This window comes from Streptomyces sp. KM273126, assembly GCF_004337435.2.
Lineage (GTDB): Bacteria > Actinomycetota > Actinomycetes > Streptomycetales > Streptomycetaceae > Streptomyces > Streptomyces acidicola.
In genome coordinates, this window is record NZ_SJXB02000001.1 from 411,296 (window position 1) to 431,082 (window position 19,787).

Annotated in this window: 19 protein-coding genes and 1 tRNA gene; 10 read left to right on the plus strand and 10 right to left on the minus strand. The window is 70.7% G+C overall.

Annotated features, from left to right (window positions below; genetic code table 11):
• Positions 1–217: 217 nt before the first annotated feature.
• The 4 genes from E0500_RS01695 to E0500_RS01710 form a co-directional block, all read right to left on the minus strand.
• Positions 218–1,648: a TQXA domain-containing protein gene (locus tag E0500_RS01695; RefSeq protein ID WP_131563687.1), complete on the minus strand. Its 1,431-nt coding sequence runs from the start codon at positions 1,646–1,648 to the stop codon at positions 218–220.
• Positions 1,649–1,911: 263 nt separating this feature from the next.
• Positions 1,912–2,391, minus strand: coding sequence for a single-stranded DNA-binding protein (locus E0500_RS01700; RefSeq protein WP_131563688.1), 480 nt, complete (start codon positions 2,389–2,391; stop codon positions 1,912–1,914).
• Positions 2,392–2,672: 281 nt separating this feature from the next.
• Positions 2,673–4,544, minus strand: coding sequence for a GTPase (locus E0500_RS01705; protein ID WP_399118393.1), 1,872 nt, complete (start codon positions 4,542–4,544; stop codon positions 2,673–2,675).
• 365 nt (positions 4,545–4,909) lie between these two features.
• Positions 4,910–6,544, minus strand: a complete 1,635-nt coding sequence (locus tag E0500_RS01710; protein ID WP_131563690.1) for a dynamin family protein — start codon at positions 6,542–6,544, stop codon at positions 4,910–4,912.
• Between the two features lie 310 nt (positions 6,545–6,854).
• Here E0500_RS01710 and E0500_RS01715 point away from each other — a divergent pair.
• Positions 6,855–6,927 (plus strand) — tRNA-Arg (locus E0500_RS01715).
• Between the two features lie 164 nt (positions 6,928–7,091).
• Here the strand turns inward: E0500_RS01715 and E0500_RS01720 are convergent.
• The 3 genes from E0500_RS01720 to E0500_RS01730 all read right to left on the minus strand — a co-directional run bounded on the left by E0500_RS01720 (position 7,092) and on the right by E0500_RS01730 (position 8,831).
• Positions 7,092–7,679 (minus strand): YfbM family protein, encoded by a 588-nt coding sequence (locus E0500_RS01720; protein ID WP_309504802.1) that lies wholly within the window; start codon positions 7,677–7,679, stop codon positions 7,092–7,094.
• Positions 7,642–8,358 (minus strand): tectonin domain-containing protein, encoded by a 717-nt coding sequence (locus tag E0500_RS01725; RefSeq protein WP_131563691.1) that lies wholly within the window; start codon positions 8,356–8,358, stop codon positions 7,642–7,644. The genes E0500_RS01720 and E0500_RS01725 overlap by 38 nt, the downstream gene beginning before the upstream one ends.
• Before the next feature lie 188 nt (positions 8,359–8,546).
• The gene (locus tag E0500_RS01730; RefSeq protein ID WP_131563692.1) at positions 8,547–8,831 is read right to left on the minus strand and encodes a hypothetical protein; all 285 of its coding nucleotides are present in this window, start codon (positions 8,829–8,831) and stop codon (positions 8,547–8,549) included.
• 469 nt (positions 8,832–9,300) lie between these two features.
• Between E0500_RS01730 and E0500_RS01735 the strand changes: the two genes are divergently transcribed.
• The 4 genes from E0500_RS01735 (at position 9,301) to E0500_RS01750 (ending at position 11,956) form a co-directional block, all read left to right on the plus strand.
• Positions 9,301–9,600 carry a WXG100 family type VII secretion target gene (locus tag E0500_RS01735; protein WP_131563693.1) on the plus strand — a complete coding sequence of 100 codons (300 nt, stop codon included), beginning with the start codon at positions 9,301–9,303 and terminating at the stop codon, positions 9,598–9,600.
• A gap of 66 nt (positions 9,601–9,666) precedes the next feature.
• Positions 9,667–9,963, plus strand: coding sequence for a DUF6317 family protein (locus tag E0500_RS01740; RefSeq protein WP_131563694.1), 297 nt, complete (start codon positions 9,667–9,669; stop codon positions 9,961–9,963).
• A 31-nt stretch (positions 9,964–9,994) separates the two neighbouring features.
• On the plus strand, positions 9,995–10,693 hold the full coding sequence (locus E0500_RS01745; protein WP_131563695.1) for a hypothetical protein: 699 nt from the start codon (positions 9,995–9,997) through the stop codon (positions 10,691–10,693).
• Positions 10,694–11,248: 555 nt separating this feature from the next.
• Positions 11,249–11,956 carry a hypothetical protein gene (locus E0500_RS01750; protein WP_131563696.1) on the plus strand — a complete coding sequence of 236 codons (708 nt, stop codon included), beginning with the start codon at positions 11,249–11,251 and terminating at the stop codon, positions 11,954–11,956.
• Positions 11,957–12,032: 76 nt separating this feature from the next.
• On the opposite strand, the gene E0500_RS01755 is transcribed toward E0500_RS01750, so the two are convergent.
• The 3 genes from E0500_RS01755 to E0500_RS01765 all read right to left on the minus strand — a co-directional run bounded on the left by E0500_RS01755 (position 12,033) and on the right by E0500_RS01765 (position 14,110).
• Complete coding sequence (locus tag E0500_RS01755; RefSeq protein ID WP_258572587.1) at positions 12,033–12,572, minus strand: hypothetical protein; 540 nt, start codon at positions 12,570–12,572, stop codon at positions 12,033–12,035.
• 107 nt (positions 12,573–12,679) lie between these two features.
• Positions 12,680–13,765, minus strand: coding sequence for a DUF6745 domain-containing protein (locus tag E0500_RS01760; protein ID WP_220140423.1), 1,086 nt, complete (start codon positions 13,763–13,765; stop codon positions 12,680–12,682).
• Positions 13,766–13,783: 18 nt separating this feature from the next.
• Positions 13,784–14,110: a hypothetical protein gene (locus tag E0500_RS01765; RefSeq protein WP_131563697.1), complete on the minus strand. Its 327-nt coding sequence runs from the start codon at positions 14,108–14,110 to the stop codon at positions 13,784–13,786.
• Between the two features lie 269 nt (positions 14,111–14,379).
• On the opposite strand from E0500_RS01765, the gene E0500_RS01770 reads away from it, so the two are divergent.
• The 5 genes from E0500_RS01770 to E0500_RS01790 are packed head-to-tail and all read left to right on the plus strand — an operon-like array spanning position 14,380 to position 19,779.
• Positions 14,380–15,336, plus strand: a complete 957-nt coding sequence (locus tag E0500_RS01770) for an STM4015 family protein (protein ID WP_131563698.1) — start codon at positions 14,380–14,382, stop codon at positions 15,334–15,336.
• A gap of 7 nt (positions 15,337–15,343) precedes the next feature.
• Positions 15,344–16,309, plus strand: coding sequence for an STM4015 family protein (locus E0500_RS01775; RefSeq protein WP_131563699.1), 966 nt, complete (start codon positions 15,344–15,346; stop codon positions 16,307–16,309).
• Complete coding sequence (locus tag E0500_RS01780; protein WP_181586836.1) at positions 16,290–17,531, plus strand: STM4014 family protein; 1,242 nt, start codon at positions 16,290–16,292, stop codon at positions 17,529–17,531. Before E0500_RS01775 ends, E0500_RS01780 begins: the two co-directional genes overlap by 20 nt.
• A 41-nt stretch (positions 17,532–17,572) precedes the next feature.
• On the plus strand, positions 17,573–18,379 hold the full coding sequence (locus tag E0500_RS01785) for an STM4013/SEN3800 family hydrolase (RefSeq protein WP_131563706.1): 807 nt from the start codon (positions 17,573–17,575) through the stop codon (positions 18,377–18,379).
• Positions 18,376–19,779, plus strand: a complete 1,404-nt coding sequence (locus tag E0500_RS01790; protein WP_131563700.1) for an STM4012 family radical SAM protein — start codon at positions 18,376–18,378, stop codon at positions 19,777–19,779. Before E0500_RS01785 ends, E0500_RS01790 begins: the two co-directional genes overlap by 4 nt.
• The last annotated feature ends 8 nt before the right edge of the window (positions 19,780–19,787 follow it).

The window sequence follows — 19,787 nt, forward strand, 5'->3', positions numbered from 1 at the left end:
AGTACCACCCATCTTGCCGCACGGCCAGCCCTCGACGGAAACCGGATGGTAGCGGGGATGCAGGGGCCACGAGGGCGGGCGTCGCGGGCGGAAGACGCGGCCCCGGGCGCCTGGGAGGCGCACCGGGGCCGCGTCGTTCACGTGGGTCACCGCACGGTCACTCACTGTTGAGTTGCCAAGGATCAGTCCCGCTCGGTCGCTCCCGCTGAGGTTCTCCTCACTCCTGCGGGGGCGTCTTCGTCTTGCGGACCATGAGCATCGCCCCGCCGCCGACCACGACCATGACGATCGCTATGCCCGCGATCAGCAGGGTCGCGCTGGAACTGCCCGTCTCGGCGAGGTCCGTGCCCGTGGTGGACGCGATGCCCGCCGTCGCGGGGCTCGGCTCGCTGAGCGTCTGGACCGAGTCACCGCCTTCGGCTGCCTCGGTATCGGTCGCGCAGTCGAGCACGCCCCTGATCCGCTTCTCGAAGCCGTTCGGCCCCCTGATCGTGAAGTCGTACGCCTGGTCCTCCTGCAGCGGGATCGTCACCGTCTCGGTCGTGCCGGCGTCGATCGTGTACCTGATGCCCATGAGCTCGAAGGTGAAGGGCTCGTCCCCCTCGTTGGCCGCCGTGATGTCCACGCCGCCCGCGGTGCAGTTCTTCTCGGCGGACAGCGCGGGTATCGCGCCCTTCCCCGCCCAGTTCGCACTCGCCACGGCGGAGACCGTCGACTCGCTGGAACCCGCGAGGATCTGCGTCTGACTGCGGGTCTCGGAGGCGAAGGCGCGGCCGACGGGGACGGTGGTGGAGGCCTGCAGGGTCAGTTCGGCCGAGCCGGCCGCGGCGTCCTCGGGCACCGCGAAGTACAGCCGGCTGCCGTTGCCCGCGGAGGTCACGGCCCTGCCGGTCTCGTCGACGATCTTCACCCCGTCCGCCATCGCCGCCGCGGGGGGCGCGACCGTCACGGAGTCCGCGTTGGTGTGCACCGTGACCGGACCAAGCTTCTCGCCGACGCGGCCGGAGATCGCCGGCGGGTCGAGCGTCAGCGAGGCCTTGGGTTCCGCCAGGTTCCGCGCGCTCTTCTGCAGGTAGTCCGCGAGCTTCTCCGCCTGCGGGTTGACGGCCTCCACGTCGGCACCGTCCGAGTAGCGCCAGATGGCCACCTGGGTGCCGGCCGCGGCGTCCTGCTCGGTGAGGCCGGCGGCCCCGGCCTTCTTGGCGAGCGCCGCGAGATCGTTGACCTGCGGGTAGGAGTTCTGGAGAATCCAGCGGATCTTGCCCGCGTCCTTGTTGTCGCTCAGCGACGTGCCGCTCCATGGGGTCTCGTGGTACCTGGCGTCCTGCTGCGTCGGGTTGTACAGGTCGACGCAGTAGGTCTGCAGCATGCCGCCGCCCTCGACGGACATCTCGAACAGGCCCGCGGAGACCTGCTGTTCCTCGCCGTCCTCGCGGATCACAGCGGTCCCGTAGGTCTTCAGGCCGGTTATCGTCGCGGTCGCGCCGCCGGGGCCCTGCGGAGTCTCCCCGGCGGCGGCCGTGCCCGCGCCGGCGAGCACACCCGCCGCGACGAGCCCGGACACCAGTGTCGCGGCCGCGAGGCGAGCGGCTGCCGGCCGCCGGCCTGTTCGCCTGCGAGCGGACAACGCAGAGAACACAGAAAACACAGAATTCCCCTTCGAGCAGGACCCGTTGGCAGGTGGGGGTGGGGTCCCACGACAGCATCATCAGACCCGTGGGCTGTCCCGGCATCCTAGGGAGATGGCACGCCGCTCTTCCTTGTCATCTCGTCGGATAACCGATCCGACTCGTAATCGTTATCGCTCACACAGTCTTTGAGCTGCGCTTATCCACACTTTCTCCGGGACTCTTCGCCACGCATTCGCCAATAAGCCGCAGCCCGGTCAGGCCGGTCGATTACCTACTGCCGTCACGTCACCCCTGCTGGCTCCGGCTGCGGTTGGGACGGTGGATCGGGCCGACTCACGGGCGGTGTCTCCCAGTTGGGCTCGGGCCGGGAGGAAGTGGGGGCCGCCGCTGCCGTGTCTCCTCTTGAGGCACGGCGGAACGCCGATGTGCCGCGCGCGAGATCGTGGCCGATCGCCACCGCTTCGATGTCCGCCCAGGTGCGGCTCTCGCCCTGCTCGGTCCGCTCGGTCCGCACCCTCAGCCGCCCCTGGACCACCACCGGATCGCCCAGCGACACGGACGAGGCCACGTTCACCGCGAGCGTCCGCCTGGCCCACACCGTGAAGAAGTTGGTGTGGCCGTCCGTCCACTCGTTCCTCTCCCGGTCCAGGTACCGCGACGTCACCGCCAGCCGGAACCGGGCCGACGTGCCCGTGGCTGTCTCCTTGCACACCGGCTGGGTGGCCACGTTCCCCACCACACACAGCGTCGTCTCGTTCATCGCGAACCCCTCCTTCGCCCCGGCGCCCACGCCGGGGGGATACGCGTACGGGCCCGTCCCGTACGGCTGCGTCTGCCGCGGTGACCGCGTCCGCCGTGGTCGCCGCGAGATCAGACTGCCTCCGTCGGGCCGGGCCCGCCGAGCGCTGTGCACAACCCCTGGCCTGTGGACAACTCCGTCACCCGAAAGGGCTAACTCCCCCTGCCCGGCAGGCCTTTCCCTCTCACCGCACGGCCCTCACCGCACGCCCCCTCACCACAGAGTCCTCATCGCACGGCCCCTCACCGCACGGCCACGGTGGTCCCCAGCACCTGGCCGTACTGCTCTCGCACCTCCCGGTACCGCAGCAGTTCCGCCGCCACCGGATCCAGCACCTGCGCCCGCCCGCACCCGGCGGCCGCCTCCCGCAGTTTTCGTTCCGCTTCGAGCCCGTATCGCCGGGCCGGGCCGCGCGCCGCCAGCCTGCTGCTCAACTCGACGCCCGGACCACCGACGATGCCCATCGACATCAGCAGCACCGGCGCGCCGATGTTGGGCGCCATGACCCCGATGATCTGCGCCACCAGCCAGAGCCCCCCGATGACCTGGAGGATCGTCATGGACGCCTGGGCAAGCACGGCGACCGGCCACCAGCCAGGCCGGGGCGGCCTGCCCTGCGGCGTCCCGTCCCGTGCCGCCAGCTCGTCCAAGGCCTCGGGCAGCCCTTGGGCACCGCGCACGGCCGCCTCGCGCACGGCCTGGGCCCAGGGTGCGGGCAGCCCGGAGACGGCCCGTTCGGACACGGTGCGCACGGCCTGTTCGACGCGCTGACGCGCGGTGGCCTCCTCGTCCACGGGTGCGCGGAGGCCACGTCCGGTCGGGAGTTCGCTGTAGTCCTGGAACCACCGCCACAGCCGCAGCCAGGGCGTCCCACACGCGCGGTTCGCGTTGCGCAGCCACGCGCGCTCGGCCGCCTCGCCCGCCGCGGTGGCGCCCACGGCGTCCGCGAGCCGGTCGGCGAACTCGTCGCGGGCCTCCTCGCTGAGCCCGGTACGCATCCCGGTCGAGTACACGGACCGCAGTCGCCACGCGGCCGCGTCCAGGTCGGCGGAGATCCGGCGGCCCGCGGCGCCCCGCTCGGCCACGAACTGGCCCAGCGCCTCCCGCAGCTCCCCGACGCCGTCCCCGGTGAGCGCGGACAGCGCGAGCACGGTCGTGCCCCGTTCGCCGTAGTCCCCGAGCGGGATCCCGTCCTCGTCGAGCAGCCTCCGCAGATCGCCCAGGACCTGGTGGGCGGCCTCCCCCGGGAGCCGGTCCACCTGGTTGAGGACGACGAACATGACCTCGGCGTGCCCCGCCATGGGCCGCAGATAGCGTTCGTGGAGGACGGCGTCGGCGTACTTCTCCGGGTCGACGACCCAGATGACCGCGTCCACGAGCGCCAGGACACGGTCCACCTGCTCGCGGTGCTGCACGGCCGCGGAGTCGTGATCGGGCAGGTCGACCAGTACGAGCCCGCGCAGCTGCGACGCGTCCGGACTCTGGATCGGGCGCCTGCGGAGCCGTCCCGGGATGCCGAGCCGGTCGATGAGCGTGGCCGCGCCGTCGCTCCAGCTGCACGCGATGGGTGCGGCCGTCGTGGGCCTGCGGACGCCGGTCTCCGAGATGGTCACTCCGGCGAGCGCGTTGAAGAGCATCGACTTGCCGCTGCCGGTGGCGCCCGCGATGGCGACGACCGTGTGCTGCCCGGAGAGCTTGCGCCGCGCCGCCGCCTCGTCCAGGACACGGCCCGCCTCGGCGAGCGTCCTGCTGTCCAGCCGCGTCCGGGAGAGCCCCACCAGCTCGCGCAGTGCGTCGAGCCGCGACCGCAGCGGCCCGTCGTACGTGAGAGGGGGCACCGCCGGCGTGCCGGAGAGCCTCGTTTCCATGGCCGCGGCCTGCTCGGCGGCTTCCTCCTCGGACACGCGCCGGGCGATCAGGCCGTCGTCCCAGTCGTCGCTCGTGGGTTCGTCGCCCGCGGGTTCGTCGCCTGTGGGTTCGTCGTCGCGGTCCACGGAAGCGGGTGGGCGGGTGTCCGCAGGGGGCTCGGTACGGGCACGTGAGCGGACCTTCCTGCGGAACTTCTCCAGCACGGAGGAGTCGTCGTCCCGTGCGGGCGAGTCGTCGTCCTTCACGCGCGCGCGGGTGCGGCTCTCGTCCTCTTCGGGGCCGGCGTTTTCAGGACCTGCGTTCTTGGGGCCCGCGTTCTTGGGGCCTGTGCTCTTAGGGCCTGTGTTCTCACCGGTGCTCTCGCCCGACGGTCGCCCCGCGGAGGCGCCCTCTACAGGGCGTCCGTTTTCTGAAGCGCCCTCCACAGGGACGGTGTTTCCGGGATCGTCATCCTCGGAGGGCCGCTTGGGAGCCATCTTGGATGCCTCCTCGGGGGATGTGCCGGGGGCTTTGCTGGTGGCTTTGCCGGAAGACTCGCCGGCGCCCCCGGAGCCCTCGCCCCCGGTGTGGTCGGCGTGATCCGTGCGGTCAGTGACGGCAGTCACCGCGGTCACCTCTCCTTCTGCAGTACGGACAGCGCGGCGATGAGTTCGGCCTGGGGCTCCGGGTGTACGTCGAGCGCATCGAGCGGGGCGAGGCGCCGCTCACGCTCGGCGTACAGCGCCTTGTCGAGGTACTCGGTGAGCAGCCGCCCGCCCCGGTCGCGCAGCCGGAGCGCCCGCTGCGCACTGATCCGCTCGGCGAGCCCTTCCCCCGCGGACCGCGCCCGGCGGCCGCCCAGGAGGACGGTGGCCACGAGCGCCGCCACGACCTCGGCGTCCGGGGCGACGCTCCGGTCGAGGTCGCGCACCTCTTCCTCGGCGTACTCCTCCAGGACGCGCCGCCAGCGCCGTACGGCCGTCCCGATGCGGTGCTCCGCGCCATCGAGCACCGCGTCGCCGCCGGCCAGCCCGGGCGCCTTCGCGGCCGGTTCGCGCCGCCAGATCTCCTCGACGCGCTCGTCGGCGGCCGTGACGGCGCACAGGAGCAGCGCGCAGAGGCTCTCTACGAGGGCGTCGAGGAGTTCACCGGCGGTGCAGTCGAGCGGATAGCTGCGCCATCGCTTGAGCGCGTCCCCGGCGAGCACAGCCCCGGCCTGCAAACGCGTCCTCACGCGCGCGTGCTCGCTGTCGTACGCCGCGTCGACGGCCGCGGTGAGCCGGAGGGCGGCGGCGTACTGGGCGGCGGCCGCACTGGCCAGCTCGGGCATGCGCGCCCTCAGCGAGTCGAGGACTCCGTGGGCCGTACGGGCCATCACCTGCTCCCTGGCGCCCGGATCGGTCACCTGCTGGATGAGCCAGGTGCGCAGCGGTGCGACGGCGGTGGCCGGCAGCAGCCCGCCGCCCCATGCGGACTCGGGCAGCTCGGGCACGGTGAACCGGGGCACCTCGCCGAGCCCGGCCTTGGTGAGCAGCGCCCCGTACTGCCGTGACACCTCGGCCACCACCTGGTGGGGCACCCGGTCGAGAACGGTCACGAGCGTCGCCTTGTGCTCCTTGGCGGTGCGCAGCAGATGCCACGGCACCGCGTCGGCGTAGCGGGAGGCCGTGGTGACCATGACCCAGATGTCGGCCGCGGAGATCAGCTCGGCGGCCAGGACGCGGCTCTCAGCGATCAGGGAGTCGACGTCGGGCGCGTCGAGGAGCGCGAGCCCGGGCGGGAGTGTCTCGGTGGTCTCGATCCGCAGGACCCGCTCGTTCTTCCTGCCCATGAGGGAGGGATCGGTGCCCCTGCCCAGGAGGAAGGGCTCGTTCCCCGGCTCCTGATGGGGCACCCGCGCGCGCGTGAGGTTGGGCAGCACACGCATCCCGGTGAACCAGTGATGGTCCTCGGGGTGGCACACCAGCACGGGATTACGTGTCGTGGGCCGCAGCACGCCCGCCTCACTCACCCGCCGGCCCACCAGCGAGTTGACGAGTGTCGACTTCCCGGCCCCCGTGGATCCCCCCACGACGGCCAGCAACGGTGCTTCGGGCTCCCTCAGCCGGGGCACCAAGTAGTCGTCGAGCTGTGCGAGCAGTTCGTCGCGGTTGGCACGCGCCCGTGGGGCCCCAGCCAGGGGCAGCGGAAAGCGCACGGCGGCGACACGATCGCGCAGCGCGGAGAGTGCGTCGAGCAGCTGAGGCCGTACGTCCAAGGTCACCACATGCGAAGAATGCCCAATTTTACGGCCATTCGGAAGCATATGAGCATGCCAGCGCGCCGACAGAACACAAGGGACGGAAGGGACTAGTGGGACGCAGGCATAACGAGTACACAACACCCGATGCCCGAGACGCCAAAAGCGGTGCACGATTCGTACCTGCCTGCGATTATCAGGACCGCTTCACCGAACCTCCACATTGAGCCACGGAGGCGAAGCAACAGGGACAAGGACCCGGGAGCCCTATCCTTGTCCCCGGCAACGTCACGGATCAGCCCACACCCGGGCACCACGACACAGGCCACCACACCTGGCCCCCGTAGCTCAGTGGATAGAGCAGGCGCCTTCTAAGCGCTTGGCCGCAGGTTCGAGTCCTGCCGGGGGCGCCCACTCTCCACCCTCCTTCGGGAGGGCGTTTTTGCTGTTCAGAGTGGATATCGCCGGGTATGACAAAGTCCCGACCCCTCCCCTGACGATCAAGGGAGGACTCCGAATACGAGTCGAAGTTTTCTGCGGCGGATCACTCGCTCGTGGGTGCATAGAGGCAAGATCAGTCGAGCCATACCAACACAGCGTCACCCTCTTCTGCCGCAGCGGCGAAGAAGGGGGACAACGACTCATGGTGATGGCGCACGTAGTCCAACGCGCTCAGATCACTCCAGATCTGTGGGTACACGTCCGCTTGGGACAGCTCCTCTGGGGTCACTCCCTGTACCAAGGTCTCAAAGGAAGTGGACGGCAGAGACTCGGCAGCGATCCGGACGCGCTCGGGTGTCAGGTAGCACGGAGGGCCATAGCCCCAGTCGTCCGCACCAGGGATGAGCTGCTCACCGTGCACGATGTCCTCCGGCGTGACACGCGCATATTCTCCGACGGGGGCCGTAGCACGTACACCTTCTCGACGGCGTACGGGATGAGAGCTGGGGCGAGTGGTGGGTAAGGGAGACGGGGCGGTGTCGGCGAACACTCGCGTCCTCAGCAGGCTTTGGAGAATGTCGGAGACGGCTTCGCCACGTTGGCAATTGCGCCCGAGCGACGATGTGCCACGCGGTGCCTGGGGGGCGTTGCGTGGCACACCAGGGTTCGCCTCAGGCAGCAGGTCAGCCGGGCAGGTCGCCGGTGTAGCGGTAGATCGCACCGGCTGCGTTGACGCCCCAGACCGTGCCGTCGGCGCCTACGCCGATGTCGGACAGCGACCCGGGGATCTTGATCCAGGGGTTGGCGGGGGTGGTGTCGCTGTAGGTGTAGTGGTAGATCGCGTCGGCGGGGTCGCAGCCCCACACGGCGGTGCGGGAGCCGACGTCGATCGCTTTGAGCGAGCCGTTGAGCCCCTTCCAGTTGTTGCTGTCCCGGTCGCCGGTGTAGCGGTAGACCTGGTTGGCGGCGTTGCAACCCCAGACGGTTCCGTCGGCGCCCGCGCCGATGTCGGACAGTGTCCCGGGGATGTTGATCCAGGGGTTGGCGGGGTTGGCGTCACTGTTGCTGTAGCGGTAGACCGCACCAGCGGGGTCGACTCCCCAGACGTTGGTCCTGGATCCCACCGTGATCCGCACCAGCGAGCCGTTGATCTGCTTCCAGTTGTTGGTGTCCTGGTCACCGGTGTAGCGGTAGACCTGGTGTGCGGCGTTGACGCCCCAGACGGTTCCGTCGGCGCCCGCGCCGATGTCGGACAGCGACCCGGGGATGTTGATCCAGGGGTTGTCGTCGTTGTTGGTGTAGCGGTAGATCGCACCGGCGGCGTTGACGCCCCAGACGTTGGTCCTGGATCCCACGGCGATCCGTACCAGTGACCCCTTGATGTGTTTCCAGTCGGACATGCTGGCGGCCCCTCTCCAGTCGGGTGCGGGTTCGCCTGCACGCTGCCCAAGCAGAACGATTCATCACCAAAAGAGATTTAAAAGGTGATCAGGGGAATTGGCCTAATATAATCGTTTGCTCGGAAGTCAGCCGCTCCCGCGCTGACCTCACCCGGCTCGGCCCAACCACCGAGATGACGCGATCGTGGTCACCCGCGCGGCTGCTTGACAAAATAGTGGACCGCCCCAACCAACGCTGCGGCCAGGCGCGATGTGCGTGCGTGGAAGCCCAGTTCGCCTTCGCGGGCCGCTACCCGCGCCCTCTCCTCCGTCTCGGTCCTGACGGACTGCCCGGCCTCGCGAAACTCCCGCAGAGCGGGCCACAGCGCGGCGAAGAAGGCCACGAGGCCGGTGAGTGCCTGTCGGACCGCGGCAAGCCCACTGCGGTCGGCCGGGAGCGCCATGTCGGCGGCCGTGGCGGTCAGTTCCCTCACCGTGGCCCCGGTCGCGGTGGTCGCCTCGGACAGTTCACGGACCCGCTGGTCGCGTTGGACGCGGCCCGGTGCGCGGCGCTGAGGGGCGCGGCGCTGAGGGGCGAGGCGCCCCGCAGCAGGCAGGTCTCCTGCGGGGCGTCGGCCGCGGGGTCAGGGCTGGCCGGTGAGGCCTTTGGTCTGCTTGGCGTTGTTGATCATTTCCTCGGTGATCTCGCCACCCCGGCACTGTGCGCTCCGGACCCCGATCCCCGTATCGGTCTACTGCCCCTCGGTGAGGGAACGTCACTCACGGTCCACCGAAGAGCCTGTCATCGGCCAAGGAAGCCTGGTCCCAGGCCTGATCACAGCGTCGGCCCTTCCTTTCGTCACCGTTCCGCAACAGGCATGAACCGCCCCGCCGGGTGCCCCGTAGAGCCCGGTGTACGCGGCTCAGCAACCGCGGCGACCCGAAACGAGAGAAGGAACCGACATGGCCGGCGGCAACATCAGGATCAGCCCGGACGAGATGCGGGAGGCGTCGACCTGGCTGCAGAACCAGAAGGAGCTGATGCAGCAGAGCCTCCACGAGGCCAACACCAAGATGGACGAGATGGTCGAGGCGGCCTACGCGACGCCGGGCTCCGAGACCAAGTTCCGTCCGTTCTGGGAGGAGTACAAGAACGGCACCGAAAAGGCGATCGAGGGCCTGCAGGGCGTCAGCGAGTTCATCAAGCAGGTCGCCGACGCGTTCGTCGACACCGACGACCAGACATCCGGCTCCATCGGCTGACGAGCCCTCGTGTCCGGTCCCGTCCTTCTGCGGCGGGACCGGACGGCGGCCGGAGAGGAGGAACCGATGACCCGCATCAGCGTCCCTCTTGAGGACCTGGACGAGACGGTCAAGTCACTTGAGGACATCGGGGAGCGGATCAACAACACCGCAAGGCTCAGCAACGTCGGATCGAAGGACGATGTGGGCGATTCGACGCTCGCCGACGCCCTCGCCGAATTCGACGACGCATGGGGGAAGGGCCACGAGAAGGTGCAGGACAACGTGAAGGTCTTCTCCGAGAACACGAAGAAGATCTCCGACGCCTTCACGCAGACGGACGACGAGACCGTCAAGGCGCTGGACGACTCCAAGAAGACCTGACGAGAGCCTGCTGGCAGAAGGGACATGCGTCATGACGCATCCGGTCACGGACCGGGCTACGGGGGCGCCCGCGCACTACAAGCTGCGCTACCCCGGCTCCTGGTGGTATCTGGACCTCGACCCGAGCACCCGGGACGCGTCCATCCGCCGCCGTATCGAGCACCAGGCGAAGGGGGTTCCGCAGCTCTCCCGCGAGCGGCTCGACGGCCTGATCAGCGACACCCGCCGGACCGCCCGCGAGGCCTACGCCCGGGGGGCGCTCCAGGCTGCGGGGATGGTCAGGTTCCCCGGCGGGGACACGATGCTCAGCGCCACGTCCGTCGTGCTGCGGATGCCCGTGCCGGAGGACCAGTCGGCGGATCTGGCCGAGGTGCTGTTCGGGGCGGGCATGCAGGCCGGGGGGCCGCAGAGCAGCGGGTACCCGCCGCGCGAGGTGGATCTGGTCGAGCTTGAGGGCGTCGGGCCGGTCGGGCGGATCGCCTCGATCGAGGACATCGACTACAAGGGCAGGCCGGTGCCCACGGCGCTGCTGCACACGCTGTTCCCGATCCCGAACCGCCGGGAATACCTGCTGGTCTCCAGCTCCACGCCCAATGTGGGGCTCAAGGACCAGTTCTTCGAAGTGTTCGACGTCATCGCGGGGACGCTGCGCTTCGTGGAAGTCAAGAGCAAGGGCACGACTGTGCCGGCCGCACAAAGCCCGCAGGGCACGGACGAAGACGGAAAGTGAGGGCGCGGCAATGGCGCGGCCAGCGGTGTCCGACTGGGAGACGGTCTTCGGGTTCTCGGACGACCCGACGCCGGGCGACGCGGAGATGCTCGGGAAGCTCGCGAGCCAGTACCGGTCCGTCGCTGACGACGCTGACCAGGCGCTCCCCATCGTCAGCGGCCTGAAGAACAGCCAGATCGGCGAGGGCAAGGCCATGGAGAAACTCCGGGACAAGCTCGGGGACCTGGCCCAACAGGTGGAGAAGCTGCACAGTTCGTACGACATGGCGGCCCGCGCGCTGGACACGTACGCCGACCAGCTGGGGGACCATCAGCGCAAGGCCGACAACGCCCTGGTCGACGGACGGGACGCCAAGGAGCGGCTGGAGCGGGCCACCGATGCGGCCGCCGCGGCGGGATCCGTGATCAGCGGCCTGGACGCGGCGGAGCCGCCCCCGCCGGACGACGAGGCGGCCCGGCGCAGTGCGCGGCAGGCCATAGAGGACGCCCGCAGCGACCAGTCCGCGGCGCGGGGGGGGACGCCGACAGCGCCCAGCGGGATCTCGACGCCGCCCGCATGCTCGCCGAGGACGCGCGGGAGCTGCGCGAGACGGACGCCTCGACGGCGGCCCGCGCCCTGGACGAGGCGACGAGCGAGGCGGTCCCGGGCAAGAGCCTGTGGGAGAAGATCAAGGACGTCTTCAAGCAGGTGCTCGGCTTCATCAGCGCCGCCCTGGGCATCATCGCCATGCTCATCCCCGGATTGCAGGGCCTCGGGCTCATCCTGACGATCGCCAGTCTGGTCACCGCCGCCATCCCCTTCATCATGAACATCGTCGACAGTATTCAGTCGGGCGAGTGGGATGTGCTCGACATGGTCCTCAGCGGCCTGGGACTGGTGCTCGGCGGAGTCGGCCTGATCAAGATCGCCAAGCTGGGCGGGATCGCGAACACCCTCAAGAGCGTCACCAACGACCTCAAAGCGATCCAGATCAACATCAAGAGCGTGGTCCCCACCATCAAGTCGTTCACCGGGTTCAAGAATCCGGGCGATCTGGTCAAGGACGTGCTGTTGAACATACCCGGTGGGGTGCTGAAGACACCGGACGTGCTGAAGCAGCTGCCGGGCCTCACCAACATCTGGGCGAGGTCGGCGGGGTGGATCGACCAGAGCTCGAACCTCATCGGACTGGCCGGTCTCGCCTGGGCGATCAACGGCGCCGTCCCCCACGGGACGGAGGGCACAACGGTGCGCGACCCCGGCTACGTGGAGGGATCGGACTGATCCGGGCCGCGTCCCGTCATGCGTGAGGGCTCCCGCCCCGGCCGTCGCCGGGGCGGGAGCCCTCTGCCGTGGGACCTCAGCTCCCGGCCGGCGGGAGCACCGTCTCCGGGACCTGGACGGTGCGCAGCACGCCGTCGCCCAGGTGCAGGATCGCCCGCCCCGGGCGGGTCGCGCCCAGGCGGCTGCGGGGCACCTTGACGCCGATCAGTTCGCCGTCGCTCATGTTCTGCGGCTTCAGCAGCAGACCGCACCGGTTGCGGCGGGCCTCGGTGTGCCAGCCGGAGAAGCCGGAGGTGAGCCGGTCGGTCTGCCCGGCGATCACCAGGCCCCGGCCGTTCTCGGCGCCGGACTTGGCGATCTGGGTGAGGACGGGCTCGGCCTTCGTCTTCAGCAGCAGGTCGGCGTCGTCCAGGATCACCACGGCCCCCTGCGGCGAGGACGCCAGCGTCTCCTCCAGCGCGGTGGGATCGATGTCGGGCTCGTCGAGGACCGCGAGGACCCCGGGCCGACCGGCGAGTTGACGCAACGGCGACCTGGCGGGCGCGCCGACGACGACGGGCGTCCCGACCGACAGCAGCGACAGTGCAGGTCTCTTCGGCTTCAGGCGCGGACGCATCCGCGAGCTCCGCCTCGCCGGCTGCGCCCCTCGGCGCCGTCGCGAGCGGCCCGCACCCACCACCGAGGCAATCTCACCCCCATCGCCCCGGACGCGCTGGAGTCGGCTCAGGTTTCCCTCTCCGGCGTGTAGTCGGCCTCGTCGAGTCCGAAGGTCCAGGCGACGCCCTCCTTGGCGGTCCGGGTCCGGGGCGGTACTCGGAGCCAGTAGGTGCGGTGGGTGCCGTCGGGCTCCGGGGTGGAGTTGATGACCTCGACCGTCACCAGGGGCTCGTCCCCTTCCAGTTCGATCCGCCACAGCACACCGGCCTCGTCCCGCTGCACGGGTTCCGCGCCGGACTCCTCCAGGTAGCGGTCGTAGCCGTAGTGCTCCAGCATCACGCGGCGCAGCTCGGCGTTCTCCTCCTCGCGTATCCGCCGCGGGGTCAGGGTGGCGAGGCCGTCGAGGAACTCGGCGGGTACCGGCATACCGTGCCAGGCGTGCAGCGCGAACCCGTCGGGGAAGGCGAGTGCCGGGCCGTCCCCGCGGTCGAGCCGGCCTGCCTCGTCGCGGTGCAGTTCCACGGGGCGTTCAGCGACGACCGCGGTCTTCTCGTACGGCCACCACCAGCCCGCGGCGCGGGCGACCGCGGCGACTCCGTCGAGCGCTTCCCCGCCTTCCTGGCCGTCGAAGGCTGCCAGCCAGGGCGCGTCGTGCTGTCCCAGGACCGCGTCGAGCATGATGAGACGGACGGGCTGCTCCCCTCCCGGCACACCACTGGAGGCCTCGACCACGCCCGTCCGTATGCGCTCGGTCAGCATGGCGGTGGTGTCCCACAGCTGAGCGCCCGTCAAGGCCCAGTGCTCGGCCCAGCCGGCCGGCCCGAGCCGGTGGGCAAGCTGCTTGCGTGCGGCTGCCCACGGCCGCGTACGCACCTCGTCGCGGACACTGCGGCCGGCCGTGCCCTCCGCCGTGAACCGTGCGGCCAGCTCCACCCCCTCGCGGGGCGAGCCCGCCCAGACGATGCGCTCCGGCTCGGGCAGGCCCGCCAGCCGGTAGGCCAGGCGCACGCCTTCCTCCGCCTTCGTGCGGTCCGCCGGGCCGGTCGCCGCCGCGACCCCGCGCCACACCGCCGTCACGTCGGTCTGTGCGGTCGTCGCGTTGGACTGTGTGGTCGTCGCGTCGGTCTGTGTGGGTTGGGTCGCTGTCGTCATCGTTCTGTTCCCTCTGCCTCAGTCCGCCACGACGCGTACCGCGCCGGGCGCGTACTCACGCTGCCGCACCACCCGGTACCAGCCCTTCGGCAGCGGTATCGCGGCGTGCTCCTCGTGCACCACCCGCCCGCCGTCCGGGAGATGGAGGTAGGAGGCTCCGAACGGCCCGGCCTCCCGGACCAGGGTGCCCGGCCCCACCACCGCGTGGGCGTGTCCGGTGACCTCGCCGAGGGCCAGCACGAGCCTTCCCCGAGCGTCCCGCGGCTGCCGTGGCAACCGGTCCGTGCCCGGCGGCACGACCGCCTCCGCGATGGGCACGATCAGGACGTCCCCCTGCCGGTACATGCGTGTCTCCCTTCGCCGTCGGCGCCTCGCCGACCCGATGACCACGACGCTACGTGGGGGGTCTGACAACGCCCCCCGGACCGGCCCCTGTCCGGCCTCCGAGGCCTCCGAACCGGCCTCCGAACCGGCCTCCGAACCAGACCCCGGGCCAGCCCTCGGACCGGCCTCCCGACGAACCCGGGCGGCCCGTGCAGGGCGTTGTCAGTGCGGGTTGGTAGAACTCTCCGCAGGCAGCGCACCACGTTCATCCGCCTCTGGAGGCCAGCGATATGTCCCGCGTCGAGCATCTGCAGGAACTGCACGGCCTTCCGGCCTTCGACTTCCCCGTGCCCGGCGCGCAGCAGGAGCTGCCGGAGGCAGGCGCAGTCGCCTGGCGGCTGGCCGTCGATCCTTACAGGGGCGGCTCGGATGAGGAGTTCAGCGACCTGTGGGGCCGCTTCCTCGACTCCGTGGACCCTGCGGGTGTCCGCGCGATAGTCGTAGGCCAGTGGGACGAGCCCTACGACAACGACTCCGGCGTCATCGTGCAGCTGCTGGTCGATGCCCGGGAGCGGCTGACGGGCCTTCAGGCTGTCTTCATCGGTGACCTGGAGATGGAGGAGGCCGAGATCTCCTGGATCGAGCAGTCCGATGTGACGCCGGTCCTCGATGCCTATCCGCTGCTGGAGGAGTTCGGGGTCCGCGGCGGCACCGCACTGCGCTTCCCCGCGATCCGGCACAAGCGTCTGCGCACCCTCCGCTTCGAGGCCGGAGGCCTGCCCGGCGAGGTGGTGCGCGGGGTCGCCGCAAGCGAGCTGCCCGCGCTGGAGCACCTCGACATGTGGCTCGGTGTGGAGGAGTACGGCGGTGACGCGACCGTCTCCGATCTCGCACCGATCCTGGCCGGCGGGCAGTTCCCGGCGCTGCGCCACCTCGGCCTGCGCAACAGCGAGATCCAGGACGAGATCGCCACCGCCGTCGCCGCGGCCCCCGTCGTCGCCCAGCTCACCTCGCTGGACCTGTCTCTCGGCGTACTCTCCGACGAGGGCGTGACGGCGCTGCTCGGCGGCCAGCCGCTCACCCACCTGGACTCGCTGGACCTCCACCACAACTTCGTCACGGAGCCGGTGGCCCAGCGGATACGGACGGCGCTGGAGCCGTCCGGCGTGGAGGTCGACCTGTCCGAGACAGGCGACGAGTGGGAGGACGACGGCGTCGTCCACCGTTTCACCGCGGTCGCGGAATGAGGCGGTCATGACCTTCGCCGATCACTTCGAGACCTTTCACGGGCTGCCCGTCTTCTCTCTTCCGGAGCCCCGGGAGGAGCCGCTCCCGGCCGCGGACGGCGTGGCCTGGCGGCTGGACTGCTACGAGGCCGGGGAGCTGCCGTTCCCCGAGCTGTGGCGGAGCTTCATGGACCGGGTGCCGAGCCCGGATGTACGGGCTCTGGTCATCGGGCCGTGGTGGGACGGCGAGTACACCGAGTTGCGTCCGGCGCTGGAGCTGATCCTGGCCGACGCGGAGCGCTTCCCCGCGCTGCGCGCTCTTTTCCTGGCCGATGTGACCGGCGAGGAGTGTGAGATCTCCTGGCTGCAGCTCACCGATGTCACCCCCGTCCTGGAGGCCTTTCCGCTGCTGGAGGAGTTCTGCGTCCGCGGCGGCGACTCCCAGGGGCTCGGCGAGGAGGCCCTGTCGCTGCGCCCGGTGCGCCACGAGGCGCTGCGCGTGCTGCGGTTCGAGTCGGGAGGCCTGCCCGCGCAGGTGGTGCGGGCCGTCGGAGCGTGCGAACTGCCCGCTCTGGAGCACTTGGAGCTGTGGCTCGGGGTGTCGCACTACGGCGGCGACGCGACCGTCTCCGACCTCGCTCCGATCCTGTCCGGCGGCCGGTTCCCGGCGCTGCGGCATCTCGGGCTGCAGGACAGCGAGTTGCAGGACGAGATCGCCATCGCCGTCGCCGCGGCCCCCGTCGTCGCCCAGCTCGAATCGCTGAGCCTGTCCATGGGCACCCTCACCGACAGCGGTGCCGAAGCCCTGCTCGGCGGCCAGCCGCTGACCGATCTCAAGTGGCTCGACCTGCACCACCACTTCCTGAGTGACGCCATGGCCGACCGGGTCCGTACGGCCTTCGGCGCAGCGGGGGCCGAGGTGGACCTGTCCGAGCATCAGACTCCGCATCGCCGGCAGAACGAGGAGTGGCGCTATGTCGCTGTCTCCGAGTAGCCACACTCCCGGCACCGGCCTTCGGTTCGCCGTCGTCGGCAATCCGGAGAACCGGCGGACGACGATGTTCGCCGACGCCGTCCGCGCGGCGGGGCACACGGAACCGCGTGTTCTGGCGTGGCGCGATGTGCTGCGCGGGCGGTTCGCGTTCCGGCCGGGCGAGTTCGTACGGATCGACTCGCCCGGTGAGAACGCCGAGGTCGACCGGCTGCTGCGGAACACCGACGATCCCACCCGGGTGGAGGGAACGGCCCTCTGGTACCGGCGCTTCACGGCGGCGGTCCGGGATGTGACGGGCGCGGCGCGCCGTGCGGGTGCGGTGACCTCCGCCGATGCCGAGGACGTCGCGGTGATGTTCGACAAGCGGCGCTGCCATGCCCGGCTCGCCGCCGCGGGTGTCCCGGTGCCTCCCGCTCTGACGGGCCCGCTCGGCGGCTGGGACGAGCTGCGGGAGAAGCTGAGGGCCGGGCGCATCTCGCGGGCGTTCGTGAAGCCGGCGCACGGTTCGTCGGCGTCCGGTGTCGTGGCGCTCTCGGTCGCGAGCCCCGGCCGGGTCAGGGCGACGACCTCCGTGGAGACCGCCTCCGACGGCCGGCTCTTCAACTCCCTGCGGGTGCGGCAGTACGCCTCGGAGCCCGAGGTCGCCGCCCTCGTCGATGCCCTGGCGCCGGACGGACTCCATGTCGAGCAGTGGCTGCCGAAGGCCTCGCTGGGCGGCCGTGCCGCCGATCTCCGGGTGGTCGTGGTCGCCGGACGCGCCACGCACGCCGTCGTGCGGACCAGCCGTCACCCCATGACGAATCTGCACCTGGGTGGCGCCCGCGGTGACCTGGACGCGGCACGCGAGGCGATCCGGGCCGCGGGCGGCGGCTTCGACCAGGTGCTGGACGCCGCCGAGCGGGCGGCGGCGTGTTTCCCGGGCACGTTGTGCGTGGGCGTGGACGTCCTGCCGTCCACCGGGTGGCGCCGCTTCGCCGTCGGCGAGGTGAACGCCTTCGGGGATCTGCTGCCCCGTCTGACCGGCATGCCCGGCAGCGGCGCCGAGGGCCTGGACACGTACGCCGCGCAGGTCGCCGCCGGACCCGCCACCGCGCGGATGAGGGAAACGACCCCTGCGCGGATGAGCGAGGCGACCCCCGCGCGGACGCACGAAACGACGCCCGTACCGACGTGCGAAACAACCCCCGCGCGGACGCGCGCGGCGCAAGGAGCACCCTCATGACGCCGCCGATCGACATGAACGACATGAACGACGTGATCGACATGAACGAAGTGGTGGGCAGTCACGACCTCCTGCTGGTCACGCTCGACACGCTCCGCTACGACGTGGCCCAGGAACTGGCGGCGGACGGCCGTATCCCGAACCTCGCCCGGCACCTGCCCGGCGGCGTCTGGGAGCGCCGGCACGCCCCGGGCAGCTTCACCTACGCCTCCCACCAGGCGATGTTCGCGGGCTTCCTGCCGACACCGGCCGCACCGGGACCGCACCCACGTCTCTTCGCCGCCCGCTTCGAGGGCAGCGAGACCACCGCGCCCGACACCTTCGTCCACGACACGCCCGACCTGGTGTCGGGTCTGGCCGCCGCCGGCTACCGCACCGTGTGCATCGGCGGCGTCGGCTTCTTCAACAAGCGGGGACCGCTGGGCTCCGTCCTGCCCGGGATGTTCCAGGAGAGCCACTGGGAGCCCGAGTTCGGAGTGCCTTCCCCCACGTCCTTCGAGGCGCAGGTGGCCCGCGCCGAGCAGGTCGTCGCCGGGCTCCCGCAGGAACAGCGTCTGTTCCTCTTCGTGAACGTGTCGGCGCTGCACCAGCCCAACTGGTTCCATCTGCCCGGCGCCACCCGTGATGCGGGCGACTCCCGGGCCACCCACGCCGCGGCCCTTGAGTACGTGGACCGGCACATGGGACGGCTCTTCGCGGCCGTCCGCAGCCGCCGCCCGTGCTTCGCCATCGTCTGCTCCGACCACGGCACCGCGTACGGCGAGGACGGCTACAGCGGCCACCGCATCGGCCATGACGTCGTCTGGACCGTGCCCTACGCCCACTTCTTCCTCGACGAGGCCTCATGACCAGCGCCGAAACGGCCATCTCCGAGACGGCAATCTCCGAAGCAGCCATCACCGAAACCCCGGCCTCGTCCGCCGTCCGCCCGTACCAGCACTACGTCTACGCGTATCCGCACAAGACCGCGTACCGCCCGCTGCGCCGGGACGACGCGTCCTTGCGCGACCTGTGGGCGGACGAGCCGAAGAACGCCCTGTCGCTCTACTTCCACATCCCCTTCTGCGAGGTGCGCTGCGGCTTCTGCAACCTCTTCACCCGGATCGGGGCGCCCGACGGCCTGACCACGGCCTACCTGGACGCGCTGGAACGTCAGGCGGCCGCGGTGCGCGAGGCGTTGGGCGAAGGGGCGGGGTTCGCCAACGCGGCTTTCGGTGGCGGCACCCCGACGTTCCTGGAGGCCGCCGAGCTGGAGCGACTGTGCGATCTGGCCGAACAGGGCCTGGGCGCCGATCTTTCGGCGATCGCGCTGTCCGTGGAGGCCTCGCCCGCCACCGCGACCGCCGACCGGCTGGCCGTGCTGGCCGCGCGCGGCACCACACGGCTGAGCCTGGGCGTGCAGAGCTTCGTCGACACCGAGGCGCGCACGGCCGTACGCCCGCAGCGCCGGGCGGACGTCGAGGCAGCCCTCGCCAGGATCCGTGACGCCGGAATCCCCGTCCTCAACATCGACCTCATCTACGGCATCGACGGCCAGACCGAGGAATCCTGGCGCCACTCCCTCGACGCGGCCCTCGCCTGGCGGCCCGAGGAGCTGTACCTCTATCCCCTCTACGTCCGCCCGCTCACCGGTCTCGGCCGGCACCTAGGGCCTGAGCCCGGCGACGCCGAGTGGGACGAGCAGCGGCTGCGGCTGTACCGCCACGGCCGCGACCATCTGCTCGCGCGGGGCTACGAACAGGTGTCGATGCGCATGTTCCGCCGCGCGGATGCCCCCACCACCGGCGGGGAGGACTACGCGTGCCAGACCGACGGCATGGTCGGCCTCGGCTGCGGCGCCCGCTCCTACACCTCCGCGCTGCACTATTCCTTCGACTACGCCGTGGACATGCACCAGATACGCCGGATCATCGACGACTACACGGCCCGCGGGGTCGAGGACTTCCGTCACGCCGACTTCGGCCGGCGGATGGACGCCGGGGAGGCCCGGCGCCGCCATCTGCTGCAGTCGCTGCTGCAGGCCGAGGGCATGCCCGTCGCCGACTACAGGGCCCGTTTCGGCACCTCGGCCGCCGACGACTTCCCCTCCGAGGTGGAGCGGTTCGGTGACCGGGGCTGGCTGGACGACTCCGCGGGACAGGGCGTGCTGCGGCTGTCCCCGGAGGGGCTGGCCCATTCCGACGCGCTGGGGCCCGAGTTGTTCTCCCCGGCCGTGCGGGAGCGCATGTCCTCGTACGAACCGAAGTGACGGAGCCA